Here is a 22454-nt window from a genome sequence, read left to right as displayed (position 1 = left end):
GTATGTCTACTCGGCGCACGCCGCGGGATCAACGCGCACTGCGCCTGGCCACCGGTACAGCGTTGTGCCTCACCGCCAGTTTCGGCCTGGGCTTGCCGATTCCTTTTATGGCGCCGGTGCTTTGCCTGCTGTTGCTGGCCTCGGTCAATCGCCCGCTGCCGTTCAAGGCCGGACTGGTTCTCGCACTGGCCGCCATGTTGACCACCGGCATCGGCCTGCTATTGATTCCGGTCCTGCGTTATTACCCCGTCAGCGGCGTGCTGTTGATCAGCGTCGGTCTGTTCCTGGCCTTCCGCTTTGGCCTGCGCGGCGGCAACGCCTTGATCATGACCTTCCTGGTGATTGGCCTGACCATGATTTCCTCGGCCGGTATCGCCGAATTCGATCTGGCGGCGATGGTCATCGGCGCACTGGTCAAGGGTTTGCTGCTCGCCGTTGTCGTTGTGGCGTTCAGTCATGTGCTATTCCCGGATCCACCCAATGCCCCTTCCCCGCCACCTGCCCCACCCCTGCCGGCAGAAGAAGTCAGTCGGGTTGCGCTGCGTGCAACCCTGATCGTCCTGCCGACATTCCTGCTGGCGCTGATCGACCCGGCCGGTTATCTGCCGATCATCCTGAAGGCCGTCGGCCTGGGTCAGCAAAGCTCCACGACGAATGCCCGCAACGCCGGTCGCGAGCTCCTCGGCTCAACCTTGCTTGCAGGCCTATTGGCGATCCTCTTCTGGAGCGCCCTCAGTCTGTTTGTGCATCTGTGGATGTTCTTTCTGTGGATGCTGCTGTTCGGCCTGGTGCTGGCGCGCAAGCTGTATGCCCTGAGCCCCACGCGATTGAGTCCCGGCTTCTGGCTCAACAGTTTGATCACGCTGATCATCCTGTTGGGCCAGTCGGTACAGGACAGCGCAGCAGGCAAGGACGTTTACACAGCGTTCGCCATCCGCATGGGTTTGTTCATCCTCGTGACGCTGTATGCCTGCCTGATGGTTCATCTGCTCGATCAACGGCGTGAGTCGCAGACTTTACTGACGACTAACGAATGAACGCACTCAGATCAGCGCCCAATCCATTGATGGCCTGGGTGAAGTCCTCGGTCCTGATCTGCGTCGAAGCGTTTTCCAGTTTTTTCCCAAACACCTTGCGCACGGCTCTTGCTACCGGCTCATTGGTGGCGGGGTCGAGCAAGACGGCCTCTACATACAACTCGGTGTTTTGATCGCGATGTCCGGTGACGGCACCGACGCCTCCCACAACTGCCGCTACAGGAATGATTTCATACCACTTCATGCCTTCGTTGGAGGCATTGACTCCGGTAATCGCAGCTTTCATGACCAGAGGATGCGCATTGGGAGGCAAGGGCTGCAAGGTATTGGATACCCGGTATCGCTTGGACAGTGCTGTGACGACAGCCTGGTTGGCAGCCTGCTGAAGTTGCACGAATGTCTGCATATTTACGCGATCGGTTGCCCTGGGCGCTGGAAACAATTCCAACCCGTCGAAGTCGACCGTATCAAATGCTGCCGGATTAAAAGTCGGGGAAACCCATCGAAGTGTTGGTGCGCCCGTGGCAGAAACCGATGGCTGCAAAACGTCATAACGATCCAAGTAACCTGAGTACTGGTCTACTTTCGTGACTTTGGAAGCGCAACCGCCGAGCAACATTGCGCTCAGTACGACACCAGAAAGCCAATAGCGTGATTTATCCATGATGAATCCTTTATTAATAAAGAGCATCGACCCGTTAAACAGGTGAACAAATGCCCATCCTTGGTAGGAGCGAAAAATTGACCGCTGTACAGCATAGTTAGTCAGGAAGGAAAGCAATAGATCCAACGTATCAGTAATGCGGTCTCGGTGTCTCCGGGCTGAATGGCTGCTTCTGGCCGTAAGCCGCACTCCGCGAATGGCTGCTTTGGGTTGTGGATTCAACGGATATTAATCGATGTCAATTGAGTTCGCTTTACATAATCCTTGTCCGATATGGGTCGAAAGCCACCCCTATCCTATCCGGCCCCCCACGCGATTCGCACGCTATGCCTGGCGGGTACGGGGATCGCCCGCCTACCCAAATACATGGTGAACGAGGATGTGCAAGCCGGGCACCTGATACCGTTGTTGCAGGCGTTTTCAAGTCCAAGCACCTCTGCCATATATGCGCTCAGGGCGGCTGGCGATTATGTGCCGGCCAGAACTCGCGTGTTCATCGCCTTTCTCGCAGAGCGCCTCACTACAGTGAGTCAAGACGATCTGCACTGAACGCAATACGTTCAGAAGCCACGAGCGTGGAATCAAAGGCAACACTGTGTTCACTCCCAACGTAAACCGCGTTGGGCTGCTGAATAGCGTTCGTCCCCACACTCTTGGAAGCCTTGATCATGAAAACCTTAAGCATTGAGAACTACAGAACCAACAACGCACATAACAATTCAACGCTCGGGATTAAAACCATGGCGTTTGGAACCTACGGTGCTTACTTTGCGCTCGCCGTCATTTACTTCTGGTTCGGCGGCATGAAGTTCACGCACTACGAGGCACAGGGACTGGTTCCGCTGGTGAGCAACAGCCCTTTCCTGGGGTGGGTTTATGACATCTTCAGTGTCGATACCTTCTCCAGCTTACTCGGCGTTCTGGAAGTCTCGATCGGTGTTCTGATTGCAGGTCGCCTGCTCTCACCCAAGCTTTCATTGATCGGTGGCGCGTTGTCTGCCGGATTGTTTTTCACCACCTTGAGCTTTATGTTTTCGACGCCAGGCGTGATTGAACCCGGCCTCGGCTTTCCAGCCATTACGGTTGCGCCGGGCCAGTTTCTCCTCAAAGACATCGGGTTGCTTGCCGCTTCTATATTTGTGGCTGGCCACTCTCTGACTGAGTTGGAAAACCGTTAAACCGATGACTCTCCTCCTGGAATGGCCTAAAGCGATTCGATGCATTCAGGCCATTGCCCCATCATTCTCCCCTGCCAAATCTTTCATCCAGTCCCGAGGGCTATAGCCCGTCTTGCGACGAAACGCGCGGGCAAGTGCCGAAGGGCTTTCATAACCGACCTCGGCCGCGATGAGCGTGATCGGCCGCCCTTCACGCAGGCGCTTCTGCGCCAGGCTGATACGCCAACTCAACAGATAATCTGCGGGTGTCTGTCCTATAACGGCCCGGAAATGCACAGCGTAGGCTGCGCGCGACATGTTCGACTCGCTCGCAAGCTCGGCAACCGACCAGGCACGATCCGGTGCGTTGTGCATCTGTACCAGCGAGCGCGCCAGCCGCACATCGGCCAGCCCAGCCATCATTCCGGTCCGCAACTGGTGATGGTCGAGCAGATGCCTAAATAACAAGATGATCAGTAGTTCGAACAAGCGATCCAACGCTGCCTCCCTGCCACAATGTCCGCCTGCCGCCTCACTGAACATCCATTTCAGTGTATCGGCCAGCAGCGGTAGCTCATCCAGGGACAGCACCAGACAATCGGGTAACGAAGCGGATATCGGGTTATCGACCCCGCCCTCAAACTTCATCGACGCACACAAGAGTTGAGCGCCCTCGGGCTCACCGGCGAACAGTTGATGCCGACTTGGGCGTGGCAGAAAAATCAGACTGGGTTGGGTGAGCAGCAAGTCCTTGCGATCAGCCCCCTGCAAAGTGACGCTACCTGCCTGCAGCAGGTGAATATGCCCGCGCTGGTCAGCGCCATCGTATGACGCCATGCCGCAAAGATTGCCGTTGTAAAACAGGTTTGCGCGCACGCCGAACTGCGACAACAACGTAGACAAGCGATCCATAGGCAATCTCCGGCGCTTTCGGGCATCACTGACAACACCCCGCCCCAACACGGCAAAAACACGAGGCCTTAATCTCCACGTCCGCCCGGGCCATGGCCAGAGCAAGGCGCGTCTGGGCGGCAGCAGCTTCGGCATCCAGGCCCAGTCGTCTCAGGCATTCCACATAGCCGTGCAGGCTCCACACATTGTCCAGATGCCAGGACGCACGGCTGAGTGTGTTGTCCAGTCCCAGATCAGCACGATAAGCCTGCAAGGCTTCTTCTACCCTGCCCTGCTCTAAAAGCAACGCGCCCAATGCATGCCTCACCGGTTGCATCCAGCCCCATGGCTCGTCGTAAGGCAGGTTGTCGTCCAGAGACAGTGCCTGGCGCAAGTGAGCGAAGGCGTCGTCGTAATTGCCTTTACGGTACTCGATTTCCCCGCGCAGCATGCCTGCGGCAACCGCCAGAATGTCGGTGCATTTATTGTTGAAGAGGTAGCGTGTGTCCGGCACTCGGGTCCAGGCTTCGAGGAATAGACGCTGTTCGGCTTCTGCGGCGGCGATATACCCGGTGGCCGCATGCGCCACGCCTCTGGCGTAATGCAGCATCGCCGTGGTCACGCAGTACAGCGCCTGGTCGTTCGGCAGCGGTGTGGCGAGGATGTCCTGCCATTTGCCGAAGCGTATCTGCACGTGGACCTTCATCGACACGAAGCCTTCCAGCCAGTCGGCCATGGGCGGTTGCTCCACGCGCAGCAGTTCTTCCCTGATGGTCGACATCAGTTGATCGGCGGCTTCCAGGGCCGGTTGGTACTGCCCGAGGAACATCGCCGAATAGAGTTTGAAGTGATAGTTGTGGCATCGATACAAGGTGTAGAAGTTGAGCGGCCCTTCCTGTTCCAGGTATTTGCCGTCGGCCAGAATCGCCCGGCTATTGGTGACCATGGCCCCGCGATAATCACCGCAAAGCACGTCGATGTGCGACGGCATATGGCGCAAATGTCCGGCGTCCGGCACCAGGTCACGCAGGACATCGCCGGCTCGCAATGCCCGTTCCGGGTAAGGCGACATTTCCAGGGTGTGAACGTACATGTGCAGTACGCCGGGGTGCGGCGCATCGCCGTGCTGCTCCATCCGCCGTAGCGCCCGTTCCAGCACGTCCACCGTTTCAAGCGTGTCGGCACCCGGCGCCGGTTTACCCGTTTTCAGGTCCCACAATTGCCAGGGTGTGCGGTCGATCAGCGCTTCGGCAAACAGCGCAACGACATCGGGATCTTCGGGAAAGGCTTTGTAGACATCGCGCATGGACGCCGCATAGGCATCGTTCCAGGCGAAGAGTTGGTCGAGGCTGGTGGCCTGATCGGCTTGGTAGCGTTGTTCCAGCGTGCGGATCAGCGCCTGTTCCACCGGTGTTGCGCCGTCGATATGTGCCAGCGCGGTTTGCGTCGCCAGTCGGGCCTGGGCCACGGCCTCTTTCAACTCCTGTTCGATGAAGGCATCCCAACGCTTGTTGTAGTTGGGGCCCGAAGCGTAAGCGATGCCCCAGTAGGCCATCGCGCAATCGCGGTCGTGTTCGATCGCCTTTTGGAAACAGCGTATGGATTCGTCGTGGTTGTAGCCGTAGCACCACAACAAGCCACGATCGAACCAGCGCTGGGCCTGGGACGAGTGGGTCGTCACCGGGCGGCTGTAGGTGCCCAAATCGTAATAGTCGTGCATCGATTTATCCTCCCGACCAGAGCAGGGAACCTCGCAGGAAATCCTTGCGGACCTGGAGAACCTCGACAGTTCAAGAGGTCCAGCATACCCCCGCGGTTCTGGCTGAGCGGCAGAGCCGACGACAGGAGGATCATTGCCGGCGTCGATAGTCACCATCAACTCAATGAAGTTCTCATAAAAAATCTGCGGCGTAACATCGCCTCCATACCAAACAACTACACCCCGGAGCACACCATCATGAAACGCCAAATCCTCCTCAGCATCGCTTTCTCGGTTTTTGCAGTTAACGCTTTCGCCGCTACCTCTGCTCACCCGGTTGTCGCTGAAGGCGGCTCGGATCGTCTGATTGAAAGTCGTGTGGCTGAGGGTGGTTCGGATCGTTTGATCGAGAATCGCGTTGCTGAAGGTGGTTCCGACCGTCTGATCGAAAACCGCGTTGCAGAAGGTGGTTCGGATCGTCTGATCGAAAACCGTGTGGCCGAAGGTGGCTCCGATCGTCTGATCGAAAACCGCGTCGCTGAAGGTGGTTCGGATCGTCTGATTGAAAACCGCGTCGCTGAAGGTGGCTCTGACCGTCTGATTGAAAACCGCGTTGCCGAAGGTGGTTCGGATCGCCTGATCGAAAACCGCGCTGTATAAATGAATAGCTTTACCGCGACACTCAACGAAAAGCCCGGCCTGACAAGCCGGGCTTTTTCGTGCACAAAATAAATCGATCCCTGCTTAATGACTCCGCCGCACCTGTGATACATAACACCTGATTGTGAGTCCCGTACCCAATGAGGTTTGTCCATGCTCCACTCCCCACGCTTACCGCAACTGCTGACCTGCGTCGTCCTCGGTTTACTCGCCTGCAGCGCACAGGCCAGCGCGCCCTCCCCGGCGCCGGATAGCTTGCAACCGCTGCTGGTAACGTTGAATGAACGGCTGAGCATTGCTGATCTCGTGGCGCTGACCAAGTGGGACAGTGGCAAACCGATCCAGGACAGTGCCCGGGAAGCGCAAGTCATCGCCAACGCCAGGAAGCTGGCCGTTGACCGCAAACTGGACCCCGACGAGTTCGCCGAATTGATCGCCGCACAGATTGAAGCCAACAAACTGGTGCAGTACGGGCTGGTAGCCCAATGGCGAGAGGCCGGCAAGGCGCCTGACACGCCACGGCCAGACCTCGCCAATCAAATCCGGCCACAGCTCGATGAGCTGCAAAACCGCCTGTTGCAGCAATATGCCGCCTTCGCGCCTTATCGCAATGACCCGGAATGCGCGGACTGGCTAGCCAAAGAACGATCCAGCCTGATCAAGGATGGCCTGCATGGTCAGGCACTGATACGCGCCACCGGGGAACTGTGTGTCGCTGCTCAGTGACTGAGTAGTTTTAAAGCGGTCTCTAAAAAGAAGCCCGGCCTGATCAACCTAATGCTGCTCACTTAAGACATTCTTCAGTCAAGCACGAACCCGTGGCGAGGGGATTTATCCCCGTTGGGCTGCGAAGCGGCCCCAGCGTCTTTTCAGACAGACTAAGTTGTCTGGATTACGACTGCTTCGCAGCCCAACGGGGATAAATCCCCTCGCCACAAATGTGGACGCCCGCGCTTAAGTGAATAGCATTAGGCCTGATCAGCCGGGCTTTTTTTTGTGAGCTACTTTTAGTGCATCCGCAGGGTCGCAAGTCAGCCTTGGCGGCACTATTGAATGTCTCACGGCAAACCATCGGAGTTGAAATGTCTGAACTGAACCTGCATCCCAAAGCCGCAGAATCCCTGAACCAGTGGCACGACATGATCAGCAAGAATGACTTGAGCGCCCTGCCCGGTTTGCTGGACCCACAGGCGATATTCCGCTCCCCGATGGCTCATACGCCTTACCCGGGTGCAGCCGTGGTATCGATGATTCTCAACACGGTCGTCGAGGTATTTGAGGATTTTGTCTACCACCGGGAACTGTCGACCGCAGATGGGCTGAACGTCGTCCTGGAGTTCAGCGCCAAAGTCGGCGGAAAAGAGTTAAAGGGCATCGACATGATCCGGTTCAATGAACAAGGAAAAATAGTCGAGTTTGAAGTGATGGTCCGTCCCTTGAGTGGCCTGCAAGCCTTGGGCGAGCAAATGGGACAACGCCTTGGCGCTTATCTGGCGGCCAGCAAAGCTTGAAGACATTGCATCGCCTTGGGCGATGCCTCTGCTCCCGGCTTGGTGTTAAATAGAGCGCGAAAAGCAGCGCAACGAGAACACCGATGAATACCCATTTTGAGATTAGTGATGTACCTGAGCCCAACATTCAGCGCGATGGCAACATTCATCGCGTCGCCCATCAGCAGACGGTGGTAACAGCATGATCGAGGTCACCGAAGTTTCCATTGCCGAACTGCGTGCTGCGCTCGAGTCCGGCCGAACCACTGCGGTTGAACTGGTCCAGGCCTATCTTGACAGGATCGATGCGTACGACGGTCCTGACACGCCCACCGCCCTCAACGCGGTGGTGGTTCGAAATCCCGAGGCGCTGAACGAGGCGCAGGCGTCCGATGCCCGTCGGGCCAAGGGCGAGACACTGGGTCCGCTCGATGGCATTCCCTATACGGCTAAGGACAGTTACCTGGTGAAGGGGCTCACTGCCGCCTCCGGCAGTCCCGCCTTCGCGAACCTGATTGCGTATCGCGATGCGTTCACGATCGAACGGCTTCGCGCTGCTGGCGCGATCTGCCTGGGCAAGACCAATATGCCGCCCATGGCAAACGGCGGCATGCAGCGCGGGGTCTACGGCCGTGCGGAAAGCCCGTATAACGCTGACTATCTCACCGCTCCCTTCGCCTCGGGTTCATCGAACGGCGCCGGTACCGCAACTGCCGCCAGCTTCGCGGCATTCGGTCTCGCGGAAGAAACCTGGTCGAGCGGACGCGGCCCTGCATCGAACAACGGTTTGTGTGCCTACACGCCTTCGCGCGGGGTGATCTCGGTTCGCGGCAACTGGCCATTGACGCCGACGATGGACGTTGTCGTGCCGTTTGCCAGAACCATGGCCGATCTCCTTGAGGTTCTTGACGTGGTGGTGGCGGATGATCCCGACACCCGTGGCGATCTGTGGCGGATGCAACCCTGGGTGCCGATTCCGAGTGTCGCCTCGGTGCGCCCCGCTTCCTATGCCGAGTTGGCCGTGAAGTCCGATGCACTGGCAGGAAAGCGCTTTGGTGTTCCGCGCATGTACATCAACGCGGATCCCGAAGCGGGCACGAGCGATTCGCCTGGCATCGGTGGTCCGACGGGGCAGCGAATCATCACCCGTCCTTCCGTGATCGGGCTCTGGGAAGAGGCTCGCAAGGCACTCGAAGCCGCTGGCGCCGAAGTCATCGAAGTCGATTTCCCGCTGGTCTCCAATTGCGAGGGTGATCGCCCGGGTGCGCCGACCGTATTTACGCGGGGCCTGGTGTCCAAAGAGTTCCTGCATCATGAATTGTGGGACCTGTCGGCCTGGGCGTTCGATGATTTTCTGCGGGCCAATGGCGATCCCAAGTTGAACCGTCTGGCCGATGTCGACGGACCGCTGATTTTCCCCCACGACCCGGGCACTCTCCCCAACCGGGAGGACGACCTTGCCGCAGGCATGGACGAATACGTGAAGATGGCCGAGCGCGGCATCACACCGTGGGACCAGATCACCACCGTGCCTGACGGACTGCGCGGACTTGAACAGACGCGTCGAATCGATCTGGAGCACTGGATGGATCGGCTGCGGCTCGATGCGGTGCTATTCCCGACAGTCGCCGACGTGGGTCCGGCGAATGCCGATGTCGATCCGAAGTCTGCGGATATCGCGTGGAGCAATGGCGTTTGGGTCGCCAACGGCAACCTCGCCATCCGGCACCTGGGCGTTCCCACGGTCACAGTGCCGATGGGCGTCATGCCGGACATCGGCATGCCCGTCGGGCTGACATTCGCCGGTCGTGCCTATGACGATTCGACGCTGCTGCGCCTGGCTTCGGCGTTCGAGTCGATCGGGTCAAAACGAATGATCCCGCCTCGCACCCCACCTTTGCCGGTGGGCCAACAATAGAAAGGGCGGGATTGGGGCCGTACACGCGCCAATCCTGCCCTCTGGCCCTTGCGGGCGATGTCCACAAAGGGCGTGACGATCAGGCTATAGAGCGTCAGGTAACGGTCGTGATCCTGCTTGCCGGTGCCGAACTGAATAGGCTCGGGCGTCGAGTGTGTGACGTAGAGCGTACCGAACATCCAGTCCCAGAGTGACAGGTTGATACCGAAATTCTTGTTGAAGTGTCGGGGCGCGTCACTGTGGTGAATCTGGTGCTGCGCCGGGCTGTTCAGTACATGCTCGACCACGGGCCCGAAAGACAGCCAGACATGGCTGTGACGCAAATTGGCCGCCAAGGCATTGAGGATCAAAACCATATACGTCACGCCGAACAAGGTGTACTTGCTGGTCTCCCCGCCACAGGCGTACCAGAAGACCCCGGCAAAAGCGCCGAGGAAGACGGTGTCAGTCAGTTTTTCGACCATTTTTTCCACAAAGTGAATCCGGCTTGCCGTCGCCGGCACCAGGACAGGCGCGGAATGATGGACTTTGTGGAACGCCCATAGATACCGGGAATGAAAGGCGCGATGGCCCCAGTAATGGATGAAGTCTTGCACCAGAAACACGCCCAGCCCGTAGAGCAAGGAGAGTGAAAGGTTCTCCCCCACCTGCACGCGCGCGCCCCAAAGATTATTGAAAAACGAAATGTAGTCGCCGGAACGCAGGACGTACGGATCGACCAAGCCAACAATGGGCAGCACCAGCGCGACCTTCAGGATGGCCCGCACGAAGTAGTACCGGTAATCCAGCAACGCCGAGGGATGAAAATGAACCCGGTGCCCGCCGATGAACTGCCAGAAAGAACGTGCGTCGGTCAGCCCGCGATATTTTCTGAAGCGGTACAGGCTGTAGGCGATGCTGTAGGACACGCAGAGAAACACGATGCTGAAGCGGCCGTTCAGATCGAAAATGCCAAGAAACTGATCCGTGACAGGCTCGATCACCCACTTGATCAGGTTGTCGTACAGAAACGCGAGTACATCCATGAACGGCTGCCCCAACCGTCAAAAGAGGGAAATTGTAAATCAGATCGTCATCAGCGGGTGTTCCGCGCCTGGCGAAAGTCCTACTGCGGCTGAAACGTCTGAAGGTACGCCAAAAGGTTTTCAATCTTCTCCGGATCGCTGAGCCCCCAGAAAATCATGCGGGTGCCGGGCACCACTTCTTTCGGATCTTCAAGGTACGCGGTCAGCGTTTCGCGGGTCCAGACGATACCGGCTGATTTCATCGCATCGGAATACTGGTAATCCGTGGTGCTGCCCGAAGGGCGTCCAAAAATGCCATTGAGCTGCGGCCCGAATGAACCGCGTGCCGACTCTCCGACCTGATGGCAGCCACCGCATATCCGCTTGAACAGTGTCGCACCCGCTTCAGCATCGCCGGCGGCCTGTGCTTGTGCGCTGAACACCCCTGCATTGAGCATCAGGGCGAAGGTGAGTACGGCGGCTTTCTGCAATTTTTGCTCCCAATCATCTGTGGCTTAACGCAAGTGAATCAACACGCACCCGCTTGAAACTTTTTCCTGTACGCCGCCGGCAGCAAACCCACTCGCTGGCGGAACAGTCTACGGAACGAATTACCGTCTTCGTAGCCCACGGCGTAAGTAATGCTGTCGAGTGTCATGCGGGTGGATTCAAGAAGCTGTTTTGCCTTCTCCAGACGCAGGGTTTGCAGGTAGGTAATGGGTGTGTAACCGGTGGCCTCCTTGAAACGCCGTTTGAAGTTCCTGACGCCGAACCCGAATTGCTGGGCGACGTCATCAATCAGCAGCGGCTGATCGAAGCGTTCCTCCAGCCAGTGTTGAACCCGCAGGATGTCACCATCCCCATGGTTCTTCGGCAATGACCACATGACATACACCGATTGCTCGCTGCGCACAGCGTCGACCAGCAAGTATTTGCTGCACTTTTGCGCCAGTTCCAGTGAAGCGAACCGGCGCACGAGGTGCAGCAAAAGATCCATGGCGGCACTCGCGCCCCCGCACGTGATCACGCGATTGTCCTCACAGAGGATCTGCGTCTCCTCCAGACAGACCTCGGCATACCGACGACGAAAGAAGTCTGCAAAGGCCCAATGCGTGGTAGCACGAACGCCGTCCAGCAGGCCCGTTTCGGCCAGCATGAACGCCGCCGTGCACATCGACGCCAGCACGGCACCCTGCGCATGCTGTTGACGCAGCCACGGCCCATAAGCCGAAAAGGCCGGCAAGGCGTCCTTCAAGGTGAAGAGGAATCCGGGGATCAGCACCAGATCGGTTCGCGGGATCTCGACGGTGGACAGGTCCACGCGCAGTGTTTGCCCTCCCCACGCCGCGACATCACCACCATCAAGCGAGGCGATGACCACTTCAAAAGGCGCGCTGGCCGTGTCGGCAAACAGGTTGGCGGCGCTGAGCACTTCCAGGGCCATCGTGGCGCTGGCGGCGGAACATTGATCCGCCAGTAAAAGCGTGACGTGCATAAATGATCCTATTGCGCTTTTCGCATGAAAAAAGTCATTTGCGCACCTACCTTACCCGATCTCTCCTCCCTAAAGTGCACGCCTCATTCAATCATCGGCGTACTTATGAATCTCTGGTTCCGACTTTTCCTCATGCTGTTCCGTCGTCCGTGGCGCAAGCCGGTTGACGCCTTGGCCACCACCGTCGTCCACATGCGCGTCTGGCCGCTTGATCTCGACCTCAACCGGCACGTTACCAATGGCCGGTATTTCACCCTGGCCGATATAGGACGCATGGACTACGTGCTGCGCAGCGGCGCATTCCGGGTAGCGCTGCGCAATAAGGCCGTGCCTATCGTTGGCGACACCTGGGGCAAGTTTCGGCGTGAACTGAAGCTGTTCGAAGCGTTCGAGATTCACACCAGGATGCTCGGCTGGGACGATAAGTGGAGCTTTATGGAGCACCGCTTCGTGAGCAAGGGACGCGTGGTCGGCGTCGTGGTGATGCGAGGTCTGTTCCGCTCTGCCAAAGGCACGGTTGCCCCTGGCGAGTACGCCCGGGAGCTGGGCTTGAGAGAACAATCGCCGCCGATGCCAACGTGGCTGACAGACTGGTCGCAAAGTTGCAACGACATGAGCCGTGAGCTTCGAGAGGAAGAGGGTCAACCTGCCCGGCGCCCGCAGACCGTCGCGTAATGCTGTTCACTTAAGCGCGGCGTCCACATTTGTGGCGAGGGGATTTATCCCCGTTCGGCTGCGAAGCAGTCGTAATCCAGACAACTTAGTCTGTCTGAAAAGACGCTGGGGCCGCTTCGCAGCCCAACGGGGATAAATCCCCTCGCCACAGGTTCTAGCTCGACTGAAGAATGTCTTAAGTGAACAGTATTACGGACGGTCGCGAGGGCGTGTTCGACAGCTGGCAACGTTACGGCACCGATCCGGTCAGTTTGCTCAGCACCTGGGAGCTGGCGCAGATCGAGCGTTTGCTGACGGAACTCAAAACCGCGGTTTGACCGCCTTCCACTCCGGCTTGTAACGCTGCATCTGTTTCACGTCATCGCGCTGACGAATGCCGCAGGTCAGGTACTGGTCATGCAGCTTGCCCAGTTGATCGTGATCCAGTTCCAGGCCCAACCCAGGCGCGCGGGTGATTTTCACGCAGCCATTGACGATAGGTATTTTGCCGCCCTTGATCACTTCTTCATCCGGCTCCTGCCACGGGTAATGCGTGTCGCAGGCGTAATCCAGATTGGGCACCGCAGCGGCGACATGCGCCATCGCCATCAGGCTGATGCCCAAGTGCGAGTTGGAATGCATGGACACGCCTAGGCCAAAGGTATCGCACATTTTCGCCAGCGCCTGGGTGTCGCGCAGGCCGCCCCAGTAGTGGTGGTCGGCGAGGACGATCTGCACGCTGTTCAACGCAACACTGCGGCGGAACTCATCGAAGTCGGTGACCACCATGTTGGTCGCCAGCGGCAGGCCGGTGCGCTTGTGCAGTTCGGACATGCCGTCGAGGCCCGGCGTCGGGTCTTCGTAATATTGCAGGTCATCGCCCAACAGCTCGGCCATGCGGATCGAAGTTTCCAGCGACCAGTTGCCGTTCGGGTCGATGCGCAACGGGTAGCCGGGGAAAGCCTTTTTCAGCGCCTTGATGCACGACACTTCGTGCTCCGGTGGCAGCGTGCCGGCCTTGAGCTTGATGCTCTTGAAACCGTTGGCTTCGATCATGCGTCGCGCCTGGGCGACGATCTGTTCTTCGTTCAGTGCTTCGCCCCAACTGTCGGGTTTGTAGGGTGAGTCGACATGCTGGGCGTACTTGAAGAACAGGTAGGCGCTGAACGGAATCTCGTCGCGAATCGCACCGCCCAGCAAGTCCACCAACGGCACGTTCAACGAGTGCGCCTGCAAATCAAGGAACGCCACTTCGAACGCCGAATACGCGTTGCTTACCGCTTTGCTGGCATGGGAGCCCGGCGCCAGTTCCGCACCGGCAATGCTCGCCGGTTTGTTCGCCGCCACGGTGGCTTGCACGATGCGGCGCAGTTGATTGAGGTTGAACGGGTCGAGACCGATCAACTGGTCTTGCAGTTGTTGCTGGATCAACAGCGCCGGGGCGTCGCCATAACTTTCACCCAGGCCAATGTAGCCGTTGTCGCTTTCAATCTCGATGATCGAGCGCAGCGCAAAGGGTTCGTGGATACCACTGGCATTCAGCAGCGGCGGATCACGGAAAGCGATTGGGGTGACGGTGACTCGTTTGATTTTCAAGAGGCTGCTCCCTTTGAACCTGAACTCAAGGCTTGATGACTGATGGATTTTTTGGCTGCTGTGTCGACGGCAAGTTTGTCGGTTGGCGCGCGGAGCGCATCGCCCCGAGGTGCCGTGCGAGCGAAAAAGATCACCACGGCCGCGACCAGTGACGTGGCCGCCAAACCGTAGAGGCCGCCTTCGATGGAGCCGGTTTTTTGCTCCAGGAAACCGAACGCTGTCGGGGCAACGAAACCGCCGAGGTTGCCGATGGAGTTGATCAAGGCGATCACCGCAGCGGCGATGCGAGCATCCAGATAGCCTTGCGGAATCGGCCAGAACAATGCCGAGGCAGCCTTGAAACCAATGGCGGCAAAACAGATGGCGACGAAGGCGAAGATCGGCCCGCCGGTGGTGGACATGAACATGCCGAACGCGGCGATCACCAGGGTCAAGGCCACCCAGGCTTGCTGGTGTTTCCATTTGCTGGCCATGGCGGCGAAGCCATACATCGCGATGATCGAAATGATCCACGGAATCGAGTTGAACAGGCCGACCTGGAAGTCGCCGAGGTTGCCCATTTTCTTGATCATGCTCGGCAGCCAGAACGTGGCGCCGTAGATGGTCAGGGCGATGGAAAAGTAGATGAAGCAGAACAGCGCGATCTGCTTGTCGGCCAGCAGCTTGAACATCGACGGCTTGACGGTCTGTGTGGCTTCGCGGGCCTGTTGTTCCAGCGCGATGGCGTCAACCAGTGCGTCCTTTTCTTCGGCGCTCAGCCATTTCGCCTCGCGCGGATGGGATTGCAGCCAGAACCACACGAACCCACAGAGCACGATCGAAGCAAAGCCTTCGATCAGGAACATCCACTGCCAGCCATGCAGGCTGAAACCGCTGACATTCAACAGCGCGCCGGAGACGGGACCGGAGATCACCGAGGCAATGGCCGAACCGCTGAGGAAAATTGCCATGGCCTTGCCACGTTCGGTCGACGGCAGCCATTGGGTGAAGTAGTAAATGATGCCGGGAAAGAAGCCTGCTTCGGCTGCACCGAGAACAAAACGCAGCACATAGAAGCTGGTTTCGCCGCGCACAAACGCCATGGCCATCGCCGCCGCGCCCCAGGTGAACATGATGCGCGTCAGCCAGGCGCGAGCACCGTAGCGTTGCAACAGCATGTTGGAGGGGACTTCGAATATCGCATAACCGATAAAGAACAACCCGGCGCCCAGGCCGTAGGCTGCCGCGCCAATGCCGAGGTCGGTTTCCATGTGGCTGCGCACGAAGCCGATGTTGACCCGGTCGATGTAGTTGACGATGAACATCACCACAAACAGCGGCAGCACATGGCGTTTCACCTTGGCCGCGGCGCGGGCGAGTACATTCGGGTCCGGCGGACTCTGGACGGTATTCAAGGGGCAACTCCCAATCATTGTTTTTTTAGGGACAGGCCGATGATGGACGCAGGTATTGATCCCGTCTAATCTAACTTGGCATTCGATTGATACCGGAATTAGATCAATGTTCGAACTGACTCAACTTCGCTGTTTCACTACGGTGGCAACCGAACTGAATTTCCGTCGGGCCGCCGAACGGTTGAACATGACTCAACCGCCCCTCAGTCGACAGATTCAACTGCTGGAACATCATCTGAGTGTCGAGCTGTTCACCCGCACCACCCGCAGCGTCGCCCTGACCGCCGCCGGCCGCGCCTTCTTCATCGAAGCGCAGAACCTGCTGGAGCGCGCCCAGCAAGCCGCCGTCACCGCCCGCCGTTTTGCCGAGGGCGACATCGGCTCGGTCAACATCAGTTTCGTCGGCAGCGCGGTCTACGAATTTCTGCCCAAGGTCATCGCTGAAGCACGGCTCAAACAGCCGCATGTAAAAATCGACCTGACGGAGATGAACACCTACCAGCAGCATGAAGCCCTGCGTGCCCGTCGTATCGACTTGGGCATTGTTCGCGCGCCGTTGCTGGAGCCGGGATACGCCACCGAATGCCTGGTGCGTGAACCGTTTGTATTGGCGGTGCCGAGCAGCCATCGACTGGCGAGCGCAGAAACCGTCTCGGTCAAAGACCTCGATTCGCAGCCTTTCCTGATGTACTCCCACGCCGCCTACCCGCCGTTCAATGAACTGCTGACCGGCATGCTCCGCTCTGCCCGCGTCGCCCCGGAATACGTGCAATGGCTCGGTTCATCGTTGACCATCCTGGCGTTGGTCAACGCCGGTATGGGCCTGGCCCTGGTGCCTCGCTGCGCCACCAGCGTGGTGTTCAAGAACGTGGTGTTTCGCGATATCGATCTGGGTGAAGGTGTGCAGAGCGAGCTGCATTTGATCTGGCGCGAGAACAATGACAACCCGGCGTTTGCGATGTTGCTGGAAGGCATTCGAAGGGCTGTGCGGGAGGGATGGGGCGTTTGAGTCTGTCGTTGCCTGGCGTTTCTTTTGGGGCCATCGACCACTTTGCCTCTGACGACGAACCCGGCCGTTGCGCAGTGGTCCAACCAACTGATGGCATCGCGACTGATCAAAGGCCTTGAGCCTGGCTCATTCAAAAGCGACGCTTTGCAATTCACACACATCAGGGTGCGCCGGATAACGTTCAGTAGGTTCGGATCCTGTCTGGTGCAGGTGCTGACTGCTGCTCCCATCCCCTGCTCCCTTACCGGAGTACGAAAATGACTCAGTCAATGCGCTTCTTTCTATCGATCTTCCTCGCGACAGCCTCATTGGCATCAGCGAGCCTCCTGAACACTGCAGGTGCGGCAACCGCCGAGGATCTGAATGCCGACTCCAAGCAAGCGTTGCAAACGCTTTACAAGTCCACACCCTTTGCCAAAACCATTTCGCAGAATGCCAAAGCGGTGCTGGTCTTCCCGAAAATCATTAAGGCCGGCCTTGTGTTTGGTGGCAGCTATGGCGAAGGCGTGCTGATGAAGGGCTCGAAAGTGGATAGCTATTACAACTCCGTAACGGGGTCATGGGGGCTGCAGGCAGGCGCCCAATCGTACGGTTATGCGTTGTTCCTGATGACTGACAAAGCCGTGAATTATGTTCGTGAGACCAAGGGCTGGGAAGTCGGCGTGGGGCCAACCGTTGTCGTGGTTGACGAAGGAGTCGCGAAGAATCTGTCGAGTTCGACACTCAAGGACGATGCCTACGCGTTCATATTCGACCAGCAAGGGTTAATGGCCGGGGTCAGCATCGAAGGAACGAAGATTTCCCTGATCAAGCGCTGAAAGCCTGCCCTTCAAGGGGTCTGTCTTTTGAAGCGTACCGCGTGGGTGCCCCCCTCTACCAAAGGCGTCTTGTGTACCAGGCAAGACGCCCCTTTGGGACAGGATGCACGGCGAAACCCTTGGGTTGTTGAGCGCTATCACCGTCCTCGCCAAGAGGGGTCCTGATGAATCTTCTAACCCGATGTAAGGGTGCATGTATTGCTCTGGTGCTATGCGTGGCTGTGCTCCTTATATTTGTAATTGGCTCCAGTGCTTTGCCGAGGATAGTGCCGGACATGGCTCGCACTCCCTCTGCGCCAGTGCAACTCGACGGGATACACGGACCTCTGTCAGCCGAGCGCAGCAAAGCCATTCTCGACCGACTCAAGGCCAGCGGCGCAGAGACCAACATCTTCGATGTGCACCTTGCCATCGAAGAATCCGTTGCCGGTAGCCCGCTAACGGAAGGAAACAAGGTCGACTTGCTGCAGGACGGTCCCAGCACCTACCAGTCGATGATCAAAGCCATTGAAGCTGCGCGCGACCACATCAACATGGAGACCTACATCCTCGACGATGATGAAGTCGGCCAGCGTTTCGCCGCAGCACTGATCGCTCAGCAGAAGAAAGGCGTACAGGTCAATCTGATCCGTGACAGCGTCGGAACCCTTGGAACACCCTCGGCGTTTTTCTCTCGATTGACCGATGCCGGAATCAAGGTGCTGGAGTACAACCCAGTCAATCCGGCGACGGCCAAAGTGGGCTGGGACGTGAACCAGCGCGATCACCGAAAGCTGTTGATAGTGGACGGCCGTGCTGCCTTTCTCGGCGGGATCAACATCAGCAGCGTCTATTCAGGGGGTTCCTTCAGCTCACACTCGAAGACGCGTCCCAATGGTGATTTGCCCTGGCGCGATACCGACTTGCGCGTCGAGGGGCCCGTGGTTGCGGACCTGCAGAAGCTGTTCATCGGAACCTGGACGGCCCAGAAAGGTGAACCACTCGCGCCTCGCCACTACTTTCCGCCACAGGAGCGCAAAGGCACCGAAGTGATTCGCGCCATCGGCAGCTCGCCAGATGAGCCGTTCAGCCTGATCTATGCCACGCTGATTTCGGCGCTGCATAGCGCGCAGACCGAGATATGGCTGACGAACGCCTACTTTGTGCCCGATCCCCAGTTGCTGGCGGCACTCAAGGAGGCGGCGGCACGTGGAGTCGACGTCAAGCTGGTGTTGCCCAGCAGCACCGATTCGTGGCTGGTGTTCCATGCCGGACGCGCCTACTACAGCGAGCTGCTGGAGGCCAACGTCAAGCTTTACGAACGCCGTGGCGCGCTACTCCACGTCAAGACTGCCGTCATCGATGGCGTGTGGTCGACTGTCGGCTCCACCAACCTCGACTGGCGCAGCTTCGTGCACAACGATGAAGTCAACGCCGTTGTGCTGGGCACCGGGTTTGGAAAAAAGATGCAGGCGGCATTCATGGCTGACCTGGCCAAGTCGAACGAAATCAAGCTGGAAACGTGGCAGCGCCGCTCGCTCGCTTTGAGAGCCAAGGAGCAGATGGGGCGACTCTGGGGATACTGGCTATAAGTCGAACGGCGCGGGAACTGTGGTGCCTAATGGAAGTGGGAGCAAAGGTGCACTACCTTGTATTTGTACACCCTCGCGTCGCCATCCAATTCAGGTTGAGAGGTGGAATTCATGAACAACATCATCTACATCGTCGGGGTAGTTGTGATTGTCGTGGTTATCCTGTCGTTTCTCGGGTTTGCATAGAGTCGAAGCGCGTCTCGCATCGGCAAGGCTGCACCCCATATCGCGAGGCACAGCCTGGTCGCGCCTGACCTATTTGGCCTTTAGAAACTCAACCGTTTGCGCCGTGCTCCACAGGGCATTGGCGATGTAGCGATAGTTGATCAGTGCGGCCAGGTAGCCATCACCTTCGGGAGTCGTCGGGCCGGCGGTCGCGTCCCGAACCACGGCCACTTCAAAGCCAAGCTCCAGCAGTTCGCGCAGATGCGACTCGACGCACAGGTTCGCCGCCATGCCCGCCAATATGATTTGCGACACACCGTGCTTACGCAGCTGCAACGCCAGATCATTGGTTTCCGGGCCGTAAACCTTGTGCGGTGAAGCAATGATGGTTTTGCCGTCGAGGATGTAGGGGTTGTACTCGGGCATGTATTCGCCGCAATACCTGTGGGAGCGAGCTTGCTCGCGATGAACGATTACGCGGCATCCCGGGCCTGACACAAAACCCAATCACCGGCCAGCAACGGCAACCGAGAAACCTGTGGCGAGGGAGCGTACTTCCGCTGGGCCGCGCAGCGGCCCCCAAAAGGGGACAACTGCCCAACCCAACGTCAGTTACCCACTCACCACAGCAGACCGCACTTACGCAGGTGGATCAATTTTATCCAGCAATCGGTTTGCCGTGATTTCAGCCACCATGACGCTGTTGGAAATGCCCAACAGGGAATAGCGCGAGCAACCCTCCAAGAGGTCTACCAACTCGTGGACCATCACATCAACCGAGGCCAGGGTTTCGACCAGAAAAACCACTAGGGTTTCGGTCGTGGCCTCTGGGTCCACGGAAAACAGAGTGCTGCGAGTTCGCGGGGTGGCTTTGATGTCGGCAATCGACGGGAAGTGGTAATTGAGAGCCCGCTCGGCGGCTTCGTTGAGTTTTTTTGAATCGGGTTCGTACGGGGAGACCGGATCGGTGTCCGGTGGATTGGGGGTGACCTTGAACATATTGAAACTCCTAGAGAAATGGAGCTGCCACCATTCGCTGCGAAACGAAAAAAGGTGGCAACTGTACGCGGGTTCGCAGACCAGGACTCTAGGAACCCGGCAGACCCTAAGGCCTCCCACGCACAGCCGCCATGACATGAATAACAGACCTAATGAAGCGTCTGCTCACGGACGATAGACGTTGTGCGTCTAGAGTTTACCCAGGCTGCGAAACCCGATCACTGATGGGCAGTGACACGAATCAAGTTACCGAGTGACCCCAAGGCGCACAAGCCGGCGGATTCTGGCGCAGCCGTAGGCAACGGCGCAAGGTTTTGTAGCTTTCAGGACGTAACCTTGAGGGCGCTTAAACAAGCACCCTATGGAGATGTTTAATAATCTGATGCACGCTTCTTGCGCGAGGTAAAACCTTGAGAAAATCGTGGACGCATCCGACATTTTTAAGGTTGAGCGTCGCAGGTGTGGTGGGTAGCGCGAACTCTTGAATCAGTCTGATTCCGGCCAAAAGGAGTTAGTCGGATGCGTCTACGAAACTAGGGACGGTTCATCACGACCCGGTATCGTTTATGGAAAGTAACTGACACGGAACACGGAAGGTTTTCAGCAAGACTTTTGGGATTTGTCTTGCAGCCATTGTTTGAGCTTCCCGATAAAGTCAGACTACCCCAGCCCCAAGCTGGAACTCCTCGCAACGACTCAAGGACGATAAATGATTTCTTCTGCACGACTGGGTGACAAGCATGTCTGCCCTTTGCCCGGCCATGGCACCACCCCGATTGCCTCCGCCAGTGGCGACGTAAATATCAACTTTATGGGCTCCGCACGTGTTGGCGATACATGTGGTTGTGGCGCCGTAATCACCACAGGGTTTCCATCGATTCAAGTGAATGGCCGTCCTATGGCCCACCTTGGCAGTCCTACCAGCCATGGCGGAACCATCATCACCGGGTCAGGCGATGTAGGTGGCGGGTTTGTCATGGGCGATGCTGGCGGTGCAACCATCATCAACTTCATGGCACTGGGAGCGTTCCGCCCAGATGGCACCGTGGACGATGAGAAGAGGCGACCTTGCTCGCTGATCCAAATTTGAAAGAGAAGGCTCTGGCGGCGAATGCCTTGGTAGATCCGCAAGCCAGCACCGAAAAACCCGAAGCGAAGACAGAGCCGGAAGCACCTACTACGTGCAAAGACCCTGACATGATGGAGCAACTGGCCGATTACATCGCCGATGAGATGAACCGCAATATCAAAGACCCAGCAGTCTTGGAAATGAAAGAACTAAACAGCTTCGATCCTGAGGCGGAAACCAAGAAATTTATGGCGCTTCCGCTCTACCTGCGCCTAGGGCAAGACCCCCAGTTTTACAACATGGCACTTGGAAAAAAGGCGATGGCTTTCGCCATCTGGACGAAACAGGTGGGTCAGGGTCAGGATTGGGATCACAAGCCCAAATTGGCCAAACTGTTTGGTGCACCTTGGCACAAACAAGGGGCGTATGACTTCTACTACGACATCTGGTCGAACATCCATTATGGGTATGTCGGCTTAGCCGGTGGACTCTCTGACAGCGTGCAATTGGACGGCGCTGGAGTTGAGCAAATAGGCTCAGACAGTTGGCGCTTCCTCAAAGACCCTAAGAGGTTTGATGGCCCACGAAGGACGGAAGGCGTCGAAGGGATGCGAGCATGGGACGATGCTCCTGATAGGGTGTCGATCATCCTCGGAATGGAACTCTACAAGGAGTATCCGAACGGCGGTGTCACTGCACAAATCATCATGGACAAAGTGTTGGCAGTGCCAATTGCTGACTGGGGTACAGGGGTTCAAAAACATGCCTGCAAGTGAAAAGCGACCACGACATATTGGGCGGTGGATAGGGCTGTTTCTTATTGGTGCTGTGGCGTGCTGGTACGTAGCTATACCGCGAGTTGTCGTTTTCTACTCAAAAGACGGTACCAAGAAAATTAGTTACGTCCTGAACACACAGCACACCATCGTTCGCGGTGAACTGCTGCCCGGAAAGACAATGGGTGATGTAGGACATATCTTTCCTGACGATGAGTTCTTCATGCGTCTCGATTGGTGGAATGCGAAGGGCCTGAACCGTTGCGTCAGCATTACGCCCCAATGGCCGACAACGGAAATTCATATTGACCGTAATGGCGAGATTGACACCAGTGAAGGCAGTGGCACTGATGGAGAGCGATTGAAAGTTTGTAAGTAGGATTTAGCC

21 protein-coding genes and 3 pseudogenes are annotated in these 22454 nt (G+C 57.7%); 14 read left to right on the top strand and 10 right to left on the bottom strand.

What is annotated here, in order from left to right; translation table 11 throughout:
- The first annotated feature begins 2 nt into the window (after positions 1-2).
- On the top strand, positions 3-1037 hold the full coding sequence (locus ACA079_RS11105) for a DUF2955 domain-containing protein (protein ID WP_497704305.1): 1035 nt from the start codon (positions 3-5) through the stop codon (positions 1035-1037).
- Here ACA079_RS11105 and ACA079_RS11100 read toward each other — a convergent pair.
- The gene (locus tag ACA079_RS11100) at positions 1027-1701 is read right to left on the bottom strand and encodes a DUF3313 domain-containing protein (RefSeq protein WP_497703488.1); all 675 of its coding nucleotides are present in this window, start codon (positions 1699-1701) and stop codon (positions 1027-1029) included. The genes ACA079_RS11105 and ACA079_RS11100 overlap by 11 nt on opposite strands.
- A 273-nt stretch (positions 1702-1974) precedes the next feature.
- Between ACA079_RS11100 and ACA079_RS11095 the strand changes: the two genes are divergently transcribed.
- Together ACA079_RS11095 and ACA079_RS11090 are read left to right on the top strand one after the other, a co-directional pair.
- Positions 1975-2250 (top strand): LysR substrate-binding domain-containing protein, encoded by a 276-nt coding sequence (locus ACA079_RS11095; protein ID WP_497703487.1) that lies wholly within the window; start codon positions 1975-1977, stop codon positions 2248-2250.
- Between the two features lie 119 nt (positions 2251-2369).
- Positions 2370-2879, top strand: coding sequence for a YkgB family protein (locus ACA079_RS11090; protein WP_497703486.1), 510 nt, complete (start codon positions 2370-2372; stop codon positions 2877-2879).
- Positions 2880-2924: 45 nt separating this feature from the next.
- Here ACA079_RS11090 and ACA079_RS11085 read toward each other — a convergent pair whose 3' ends face one another.
- Entirely contained in the window at positions 2925-3770 is an 846-nt protein-coding gene (locus tag ACA079_RS11085) for a helix-turn-helix transcriptional regulator (protein WP_497704304.1), read from the bottom strand.
- A 25-nt stretch (positions 3771-3795) separates the two neighbouring features.
- Positions 3796-5469 (bottom strand): hypothetical protein, encoded by a 1674-nt coding sequence (locus ACA079_RS11080; RefSeq protein ID WP_497703485.1) that lies wholly within the window; start codon positions 5467-5469, stop codon positions 3796-3798.
- A gap of 237 nt (positions 5470-5706) precedes the next feature.
- On the opposite strand from ACA079_RS11080, the gene ACA079_RS11075 reads away from it, so the two are divergent.
- The 4 genes from ACA079_RS11075 (at position 5707) to ACA079_RS11060 (ending at position 9516) form a co-directional block, all read left to right on the top strand.
- On the top strand, positions 5707-6108 hold the full coding sequence (locus ACA079_RS11075; RefSeq protein WP_497703484.1) for a hypothetical protein: 402 nt from the start codon (positions 5707-5709) through the stop codon (positions 6106-6108).
- 153 nt (positions 6109-6261) lie between these two features.
- Complete coding sequence (locus ACA079_RS11070) at positions 6262-6834, top strand: chorismate mutase (protein ID WP_497703483.1); 573 nt, start codon at positions 6262-6264, stop codon at positions 6832-6834.
- Between the two features lie 356 nt (positions 6835-7190).
- Complete coding sequence (locus tag ACA079_RS11065; RefSeq protein ID WP_497703482.1) at positions 7191-7619, top strand: nuclear transport factor 2 family protein; 429 nt, start codon at positions 7191-7193, stop codon at positions 7617-7619.
- Between the two features lie 181 nt (positions 7620-7800).
- On the top strand, positions 7801-9516 hold the full coding sequence (locus ACA079_RS11060; protein WP_497703481.1) for an amidase: 1716 nt from the start codon (positions 7801-7803) through the stop codon (positions 9514-9516).
- Here ACA079_RS11060 and ACA079_RS11055 read toward each other — a convergent pair.
- From ACA079_RS11055 to ACA079_RS11045, 3 genes are all read right to left on the bottom strand, one after another.
- A complete protein-coding gene (locus tag ACA079_RS11055; protein WP_497703480.1) occupies positions 9411-10541 on the bottom strand; it encodes a sterol desaturase family protein in 1131 nt (376 codons plus the stop codon). The two genes, ACA079_RS11060 and ACA079_RS11055, sit on opposite strands and share 106 nt — an antisense overlap.
- A gap of 80 nt (positions 10542-10621) precedes the next feature.
- Positions 10622-11011: a c-type cytochrome gene (locus ACA079_RS11050; protein WP_497703479.1), complete on the bottom strand. Its 390-nt coding sequence runs from the start codon at positions 11009-11011 to the stop codon at positions 10622-10624.
- Between the two features lie 38 nt (positions 11012-11049).
- Positions 11050-12015 (bottom strand): GlxA family transcriptional regulator, encoded by a 966-nt coding sequence (locus ACA079_RS11045; RefSeq protein WP_497703478.1) that lies wholly within the window; start codon positions 12013-12015, stop codon positions 11050-11052.
- A 105-nt stretch (positions 12016-12120) separates the two neighbouring features.
- Here ACA079_RS11045 and ACA079_RS11040 point away from each other — a divergent pair, with 105 nt between their 5' ends.
- Together ACA079_RS11040 and ACA079_RS11035 are read left to right on the top strand one after the other, a co-directional pair.
- Positions 12121-12690 (top strand): acyl-CoA thioesterase, encoded by a 570-nt coding sequence (locus ACA079_RS11040; protein WP_497703477.1) that lies wholly within the window; start codon positions 12121-12123, stop codon positions 12688-12690.
- A gap of 194 nt (positions 12691-12884) precedes the next feature.
- Positions 12885-13007 (top strand): annotated as a pseudogene (locus ACA079_RS11035) (DUF7693 family protein); the annotation flags it as partial.
- On the opposite strand, the gene ACA079_RS11030 reads toward ACA079_RS11035, so the two are convergent.
- Positions 12991-14265: a glucarate dehydratase family protein gene (locus ACA079_RS11030; RefSeq protein WP_497703476.1), complete on the bottom strand. Its 1275-nt coding sequence runs from the start codon at positions 14263-14265 to the stop codon at positions 12991-12993. The pseudogene ACA079_RS11035 and the gene ACA079_RS11030 sit on opposite strands and share 17 nt — an antisense overlap.
- Positions 14262-15659, bottom strand: coding sequence for an MFS transporter (locus ACA079_RS11025; protein ID WP_497703475.1), 1398 nt, complete (start codon positions 15657-15659; stop codon positions 14262-14264). The genes ACA079_RS11030 and ACA079_RS11025 overlap by 4 nt, the downstream gene beginning before the upstream one ends.
- 106 nt (positions 15660-15765) lie before the next feature.
- On the opposite strand from ACA079_RS11025, the gene ACA079_RS11020 reads away from it, so the two are divergent.
- The 3 genes from ACA079_RS11020 (at position 15766) to cls (ending at position 19057) form a co-directional block, all read left to right on the top strand.
- A complete protein-coding gene (locus ACA079_RS11020) occupies positions 15766-16668 on the top strand; it encodes a LysR family transcriptional regulator (protein WP_497703474.1) in 903 nt (300 codons plus the stop codon).
- Positions 16669-16925: 257 nt separating this feature from the next.
- Positions 16926-17486, top strand: coding sequence for a lipid-binding SYLF domain-containing protein (locus ACA079_RS11015; protein ID WP_497703473.1), 561 nt, complete (start codon positions 16926-16928; stop codon positions 17484-17486).
- 275 nt (positions 17487-17761) lie between these two features.
- Positions 17762-19057, top strand: a complete 1296-nt coding sequence (gene cls / locus ACA079_RS11010) for a cardiolipin synthase (RefSeq protein ID WP_497703472.1) — start codon at positions 17762-17764, stop codon at positions 19055-19057.
- A 255-nt stretch (positions 19058-19312) separates the two neighbouring features.
- Here the strand turns inward: cls and ACA079_RS11005 are convergent.
- Both ACA079_RS11005 and ACA079_RS11000 read right to left on the bottom strand, forming a co-directional pair.
- Positions 19313-19654: pseudogene (locus ACA079_RS11005) on the bottom strand (cysteine hydrolase family protein); the annotation flags it as partial.
- A gap of 207 nt (positions 19655-19861) precedes the next feature.
- Complete coding sequence (locus ACA079_RS11000) at positions 19862-20221, bottom strand: DUF6124 family protein (RefSeq protein WP_497703471.1); 360 nt, start codon at positions 20219-20221, stop codon at positions 19862-19864.
- A 709-nt stretch (positions 20222-20930) separates the two neighbouring features.
- Between ACA079_RS11000 and ACA079_RS10995 the strand changes: the two are divergent.
- Together ACA079_RS10995 and ACA079_RS10990 are read left to right on the top strand one after the other, a co-directional pair.
- Positions 20931-22066: pseudogene (locus tag ACA079_RS10995) on the top strand (polymorphic toxin type 44 domain-containing protein).
- Positions 22053-22445: a hypothetical protein gene (locus ACA079_RS10990; protein ID WP_046052545.1), complete on the top strand. Its 393-nt coding sequence runs from the start codon at positions 22053-22055 to the stop codon at positions 22443-22445. Before ACA079_RS10995 ends, ACA079_RS10990 begins: the two are co-directional and overlap by 14 nt.
- Positions 22446-22454: the final 9 nt, after the last annotated feature.

Source organism: Pseudomonas sp. LBUM1645, assembly GCF_059716185.1.
The sequence above is the reverse complement of the archived record's forward strand: the minus strand, read 5'-3'. Positions and strand labels throughout refer to the sequence as shown.

What these genes read in the sequence shown, in the direction of transcription:
- ACA079_RS11105 (WP_497704305.1), top strand. Translation starts at nt 3, where the DNA reads ATGTCTACTCGGCGCACGCCGCGGGATCAACGCGCACTGCGCCTGGCC.
- ACA079_RS11100 (WP_497703488.1), bottom strand. Translation starts at nt 1,701, where the DNA reads ATGGATAAATCACGCTATTGGCTTTCTGGTGTCGTACTGAGCGCAATG.
- ACA079_RS11095 (WP_497703487.1), top strand. Translation starts at nt 1,975, where the DNA reads ATGGGTCGAAAGCCACCCCTATCCTATCCGGCCCCCCACGCGATTCGC.
- ACA079_RS11090 (WP_497703486.1), top strand. Translation starts at nt 2,370, where the DNA reads ATGAAAACCTTAAGCATTGAGAACTACAGAACCAACAACGCACATAAC.
- ACA079_RS11085 (WP_497704304.1), bottom strand. Translation starts at nt 3,770, where the DNA reads ATGGATCGCTTGTCTACGTTGTTGTCGCAGTTCGGCGTGCGCGCAAAC.
- ACA079_RS11080 (WP_497703485.1), bottom strand. Translation starts at nt 5,469, where the DNA reads ATGCACGACTATTACGATTTGGGCACCTACAGCCGCCCGGTGACGACC.
- ACA079_RS11075 (WP_497703484.1), top strand. Translation starts at nt 5,707, where the DNA reads ATGAAACGCCAAATCCTCCTCAGCATCGCTTTCTCGGTTTTTGCAGTT.
- ACA079_RS11070 (WP_497703483.1), top strand. Translation starts at nt 6,262, where the DNA reads ATGCTCCACTCCCCACGCTTACCGCAACTGCTGACCTGCGTCGTCCTC.
- ACA079_RS11065 (WP_497703482.1), top strand. Translation starts at nt 7,191, where the DNA reads ATGTCTGAACTGAACCTGCATCCCAAAGCCGCAGAATCCCTGAACCAG.
- ACA079_RS11060 (WP_497703481.1), top strand. Translation starts at nt 7,801, where the DNA reads ATGATCGAGGTCACCGAAGTTTCCATTGCCGAACTGCGTGCTGCGCTC.
- ACA079_RS11055 (WP_497703480.1), bottom strand. Translation starts at nt 10,541, where the DNA reads ATGGATGTACTCGCGTTTCTGTACGACAACCTGATCAAGTGGGTGATC.
- ACA079_RS11045 (WP_497703478.1), bottom strand. Translation starts at nt 12,015, where the DNA reads ATGCACGTCACGCTTTTACTGGCGGATCAATGTTCCGCCGCCAGCGCC.
- ACA079_RS11040 (WP_497703477.1), top strand. Translation starts at nt 12,121, where the DNA reads ATGAATCTCTGGTTCCGACTTTTCCTCATGCTGTTCCGTCGTCCGTGG.
- ACA079_RS11020 (WP_497703474.1), top strand. Translation starts at nt 15,766, where the DNA reads ATGTTCGAACTGACTCAACTTCGCTGTTTCACTACGGTGGCAACCGAA.
- ACA079_RS11015 (WP_497703473.1), top strand. Translation starts at nt 16,926, where the DNA reads ATGACTCAGTCAATGCGCTTCTTTCTATCGATCTTCCTCGCGACAGCC.
- cls (WP_497703472.1), top strand. Translation starts at nt 17,762, where the DNA reads ATGGCTCGCACTCCCTCTGCGCCAGTGCAACTCGACGGGATACACGGA.
- ACA079_RS11000 (WP_497703471.1), bottom strand. Translation starts at nt 20,221, where the DNA reads ATGTTCAAGGTCACCCCCAATCCACCGGACACCGATCCGGTCTCCCCG.
- ACA079_RS10990 (WP_046052545.1), top strand. Translation starts at nt 22,053, where the DNA reads ATGCCTGCAAGTGAAAAGCGACCACGACATATTGGGCGGTGGATAGGG.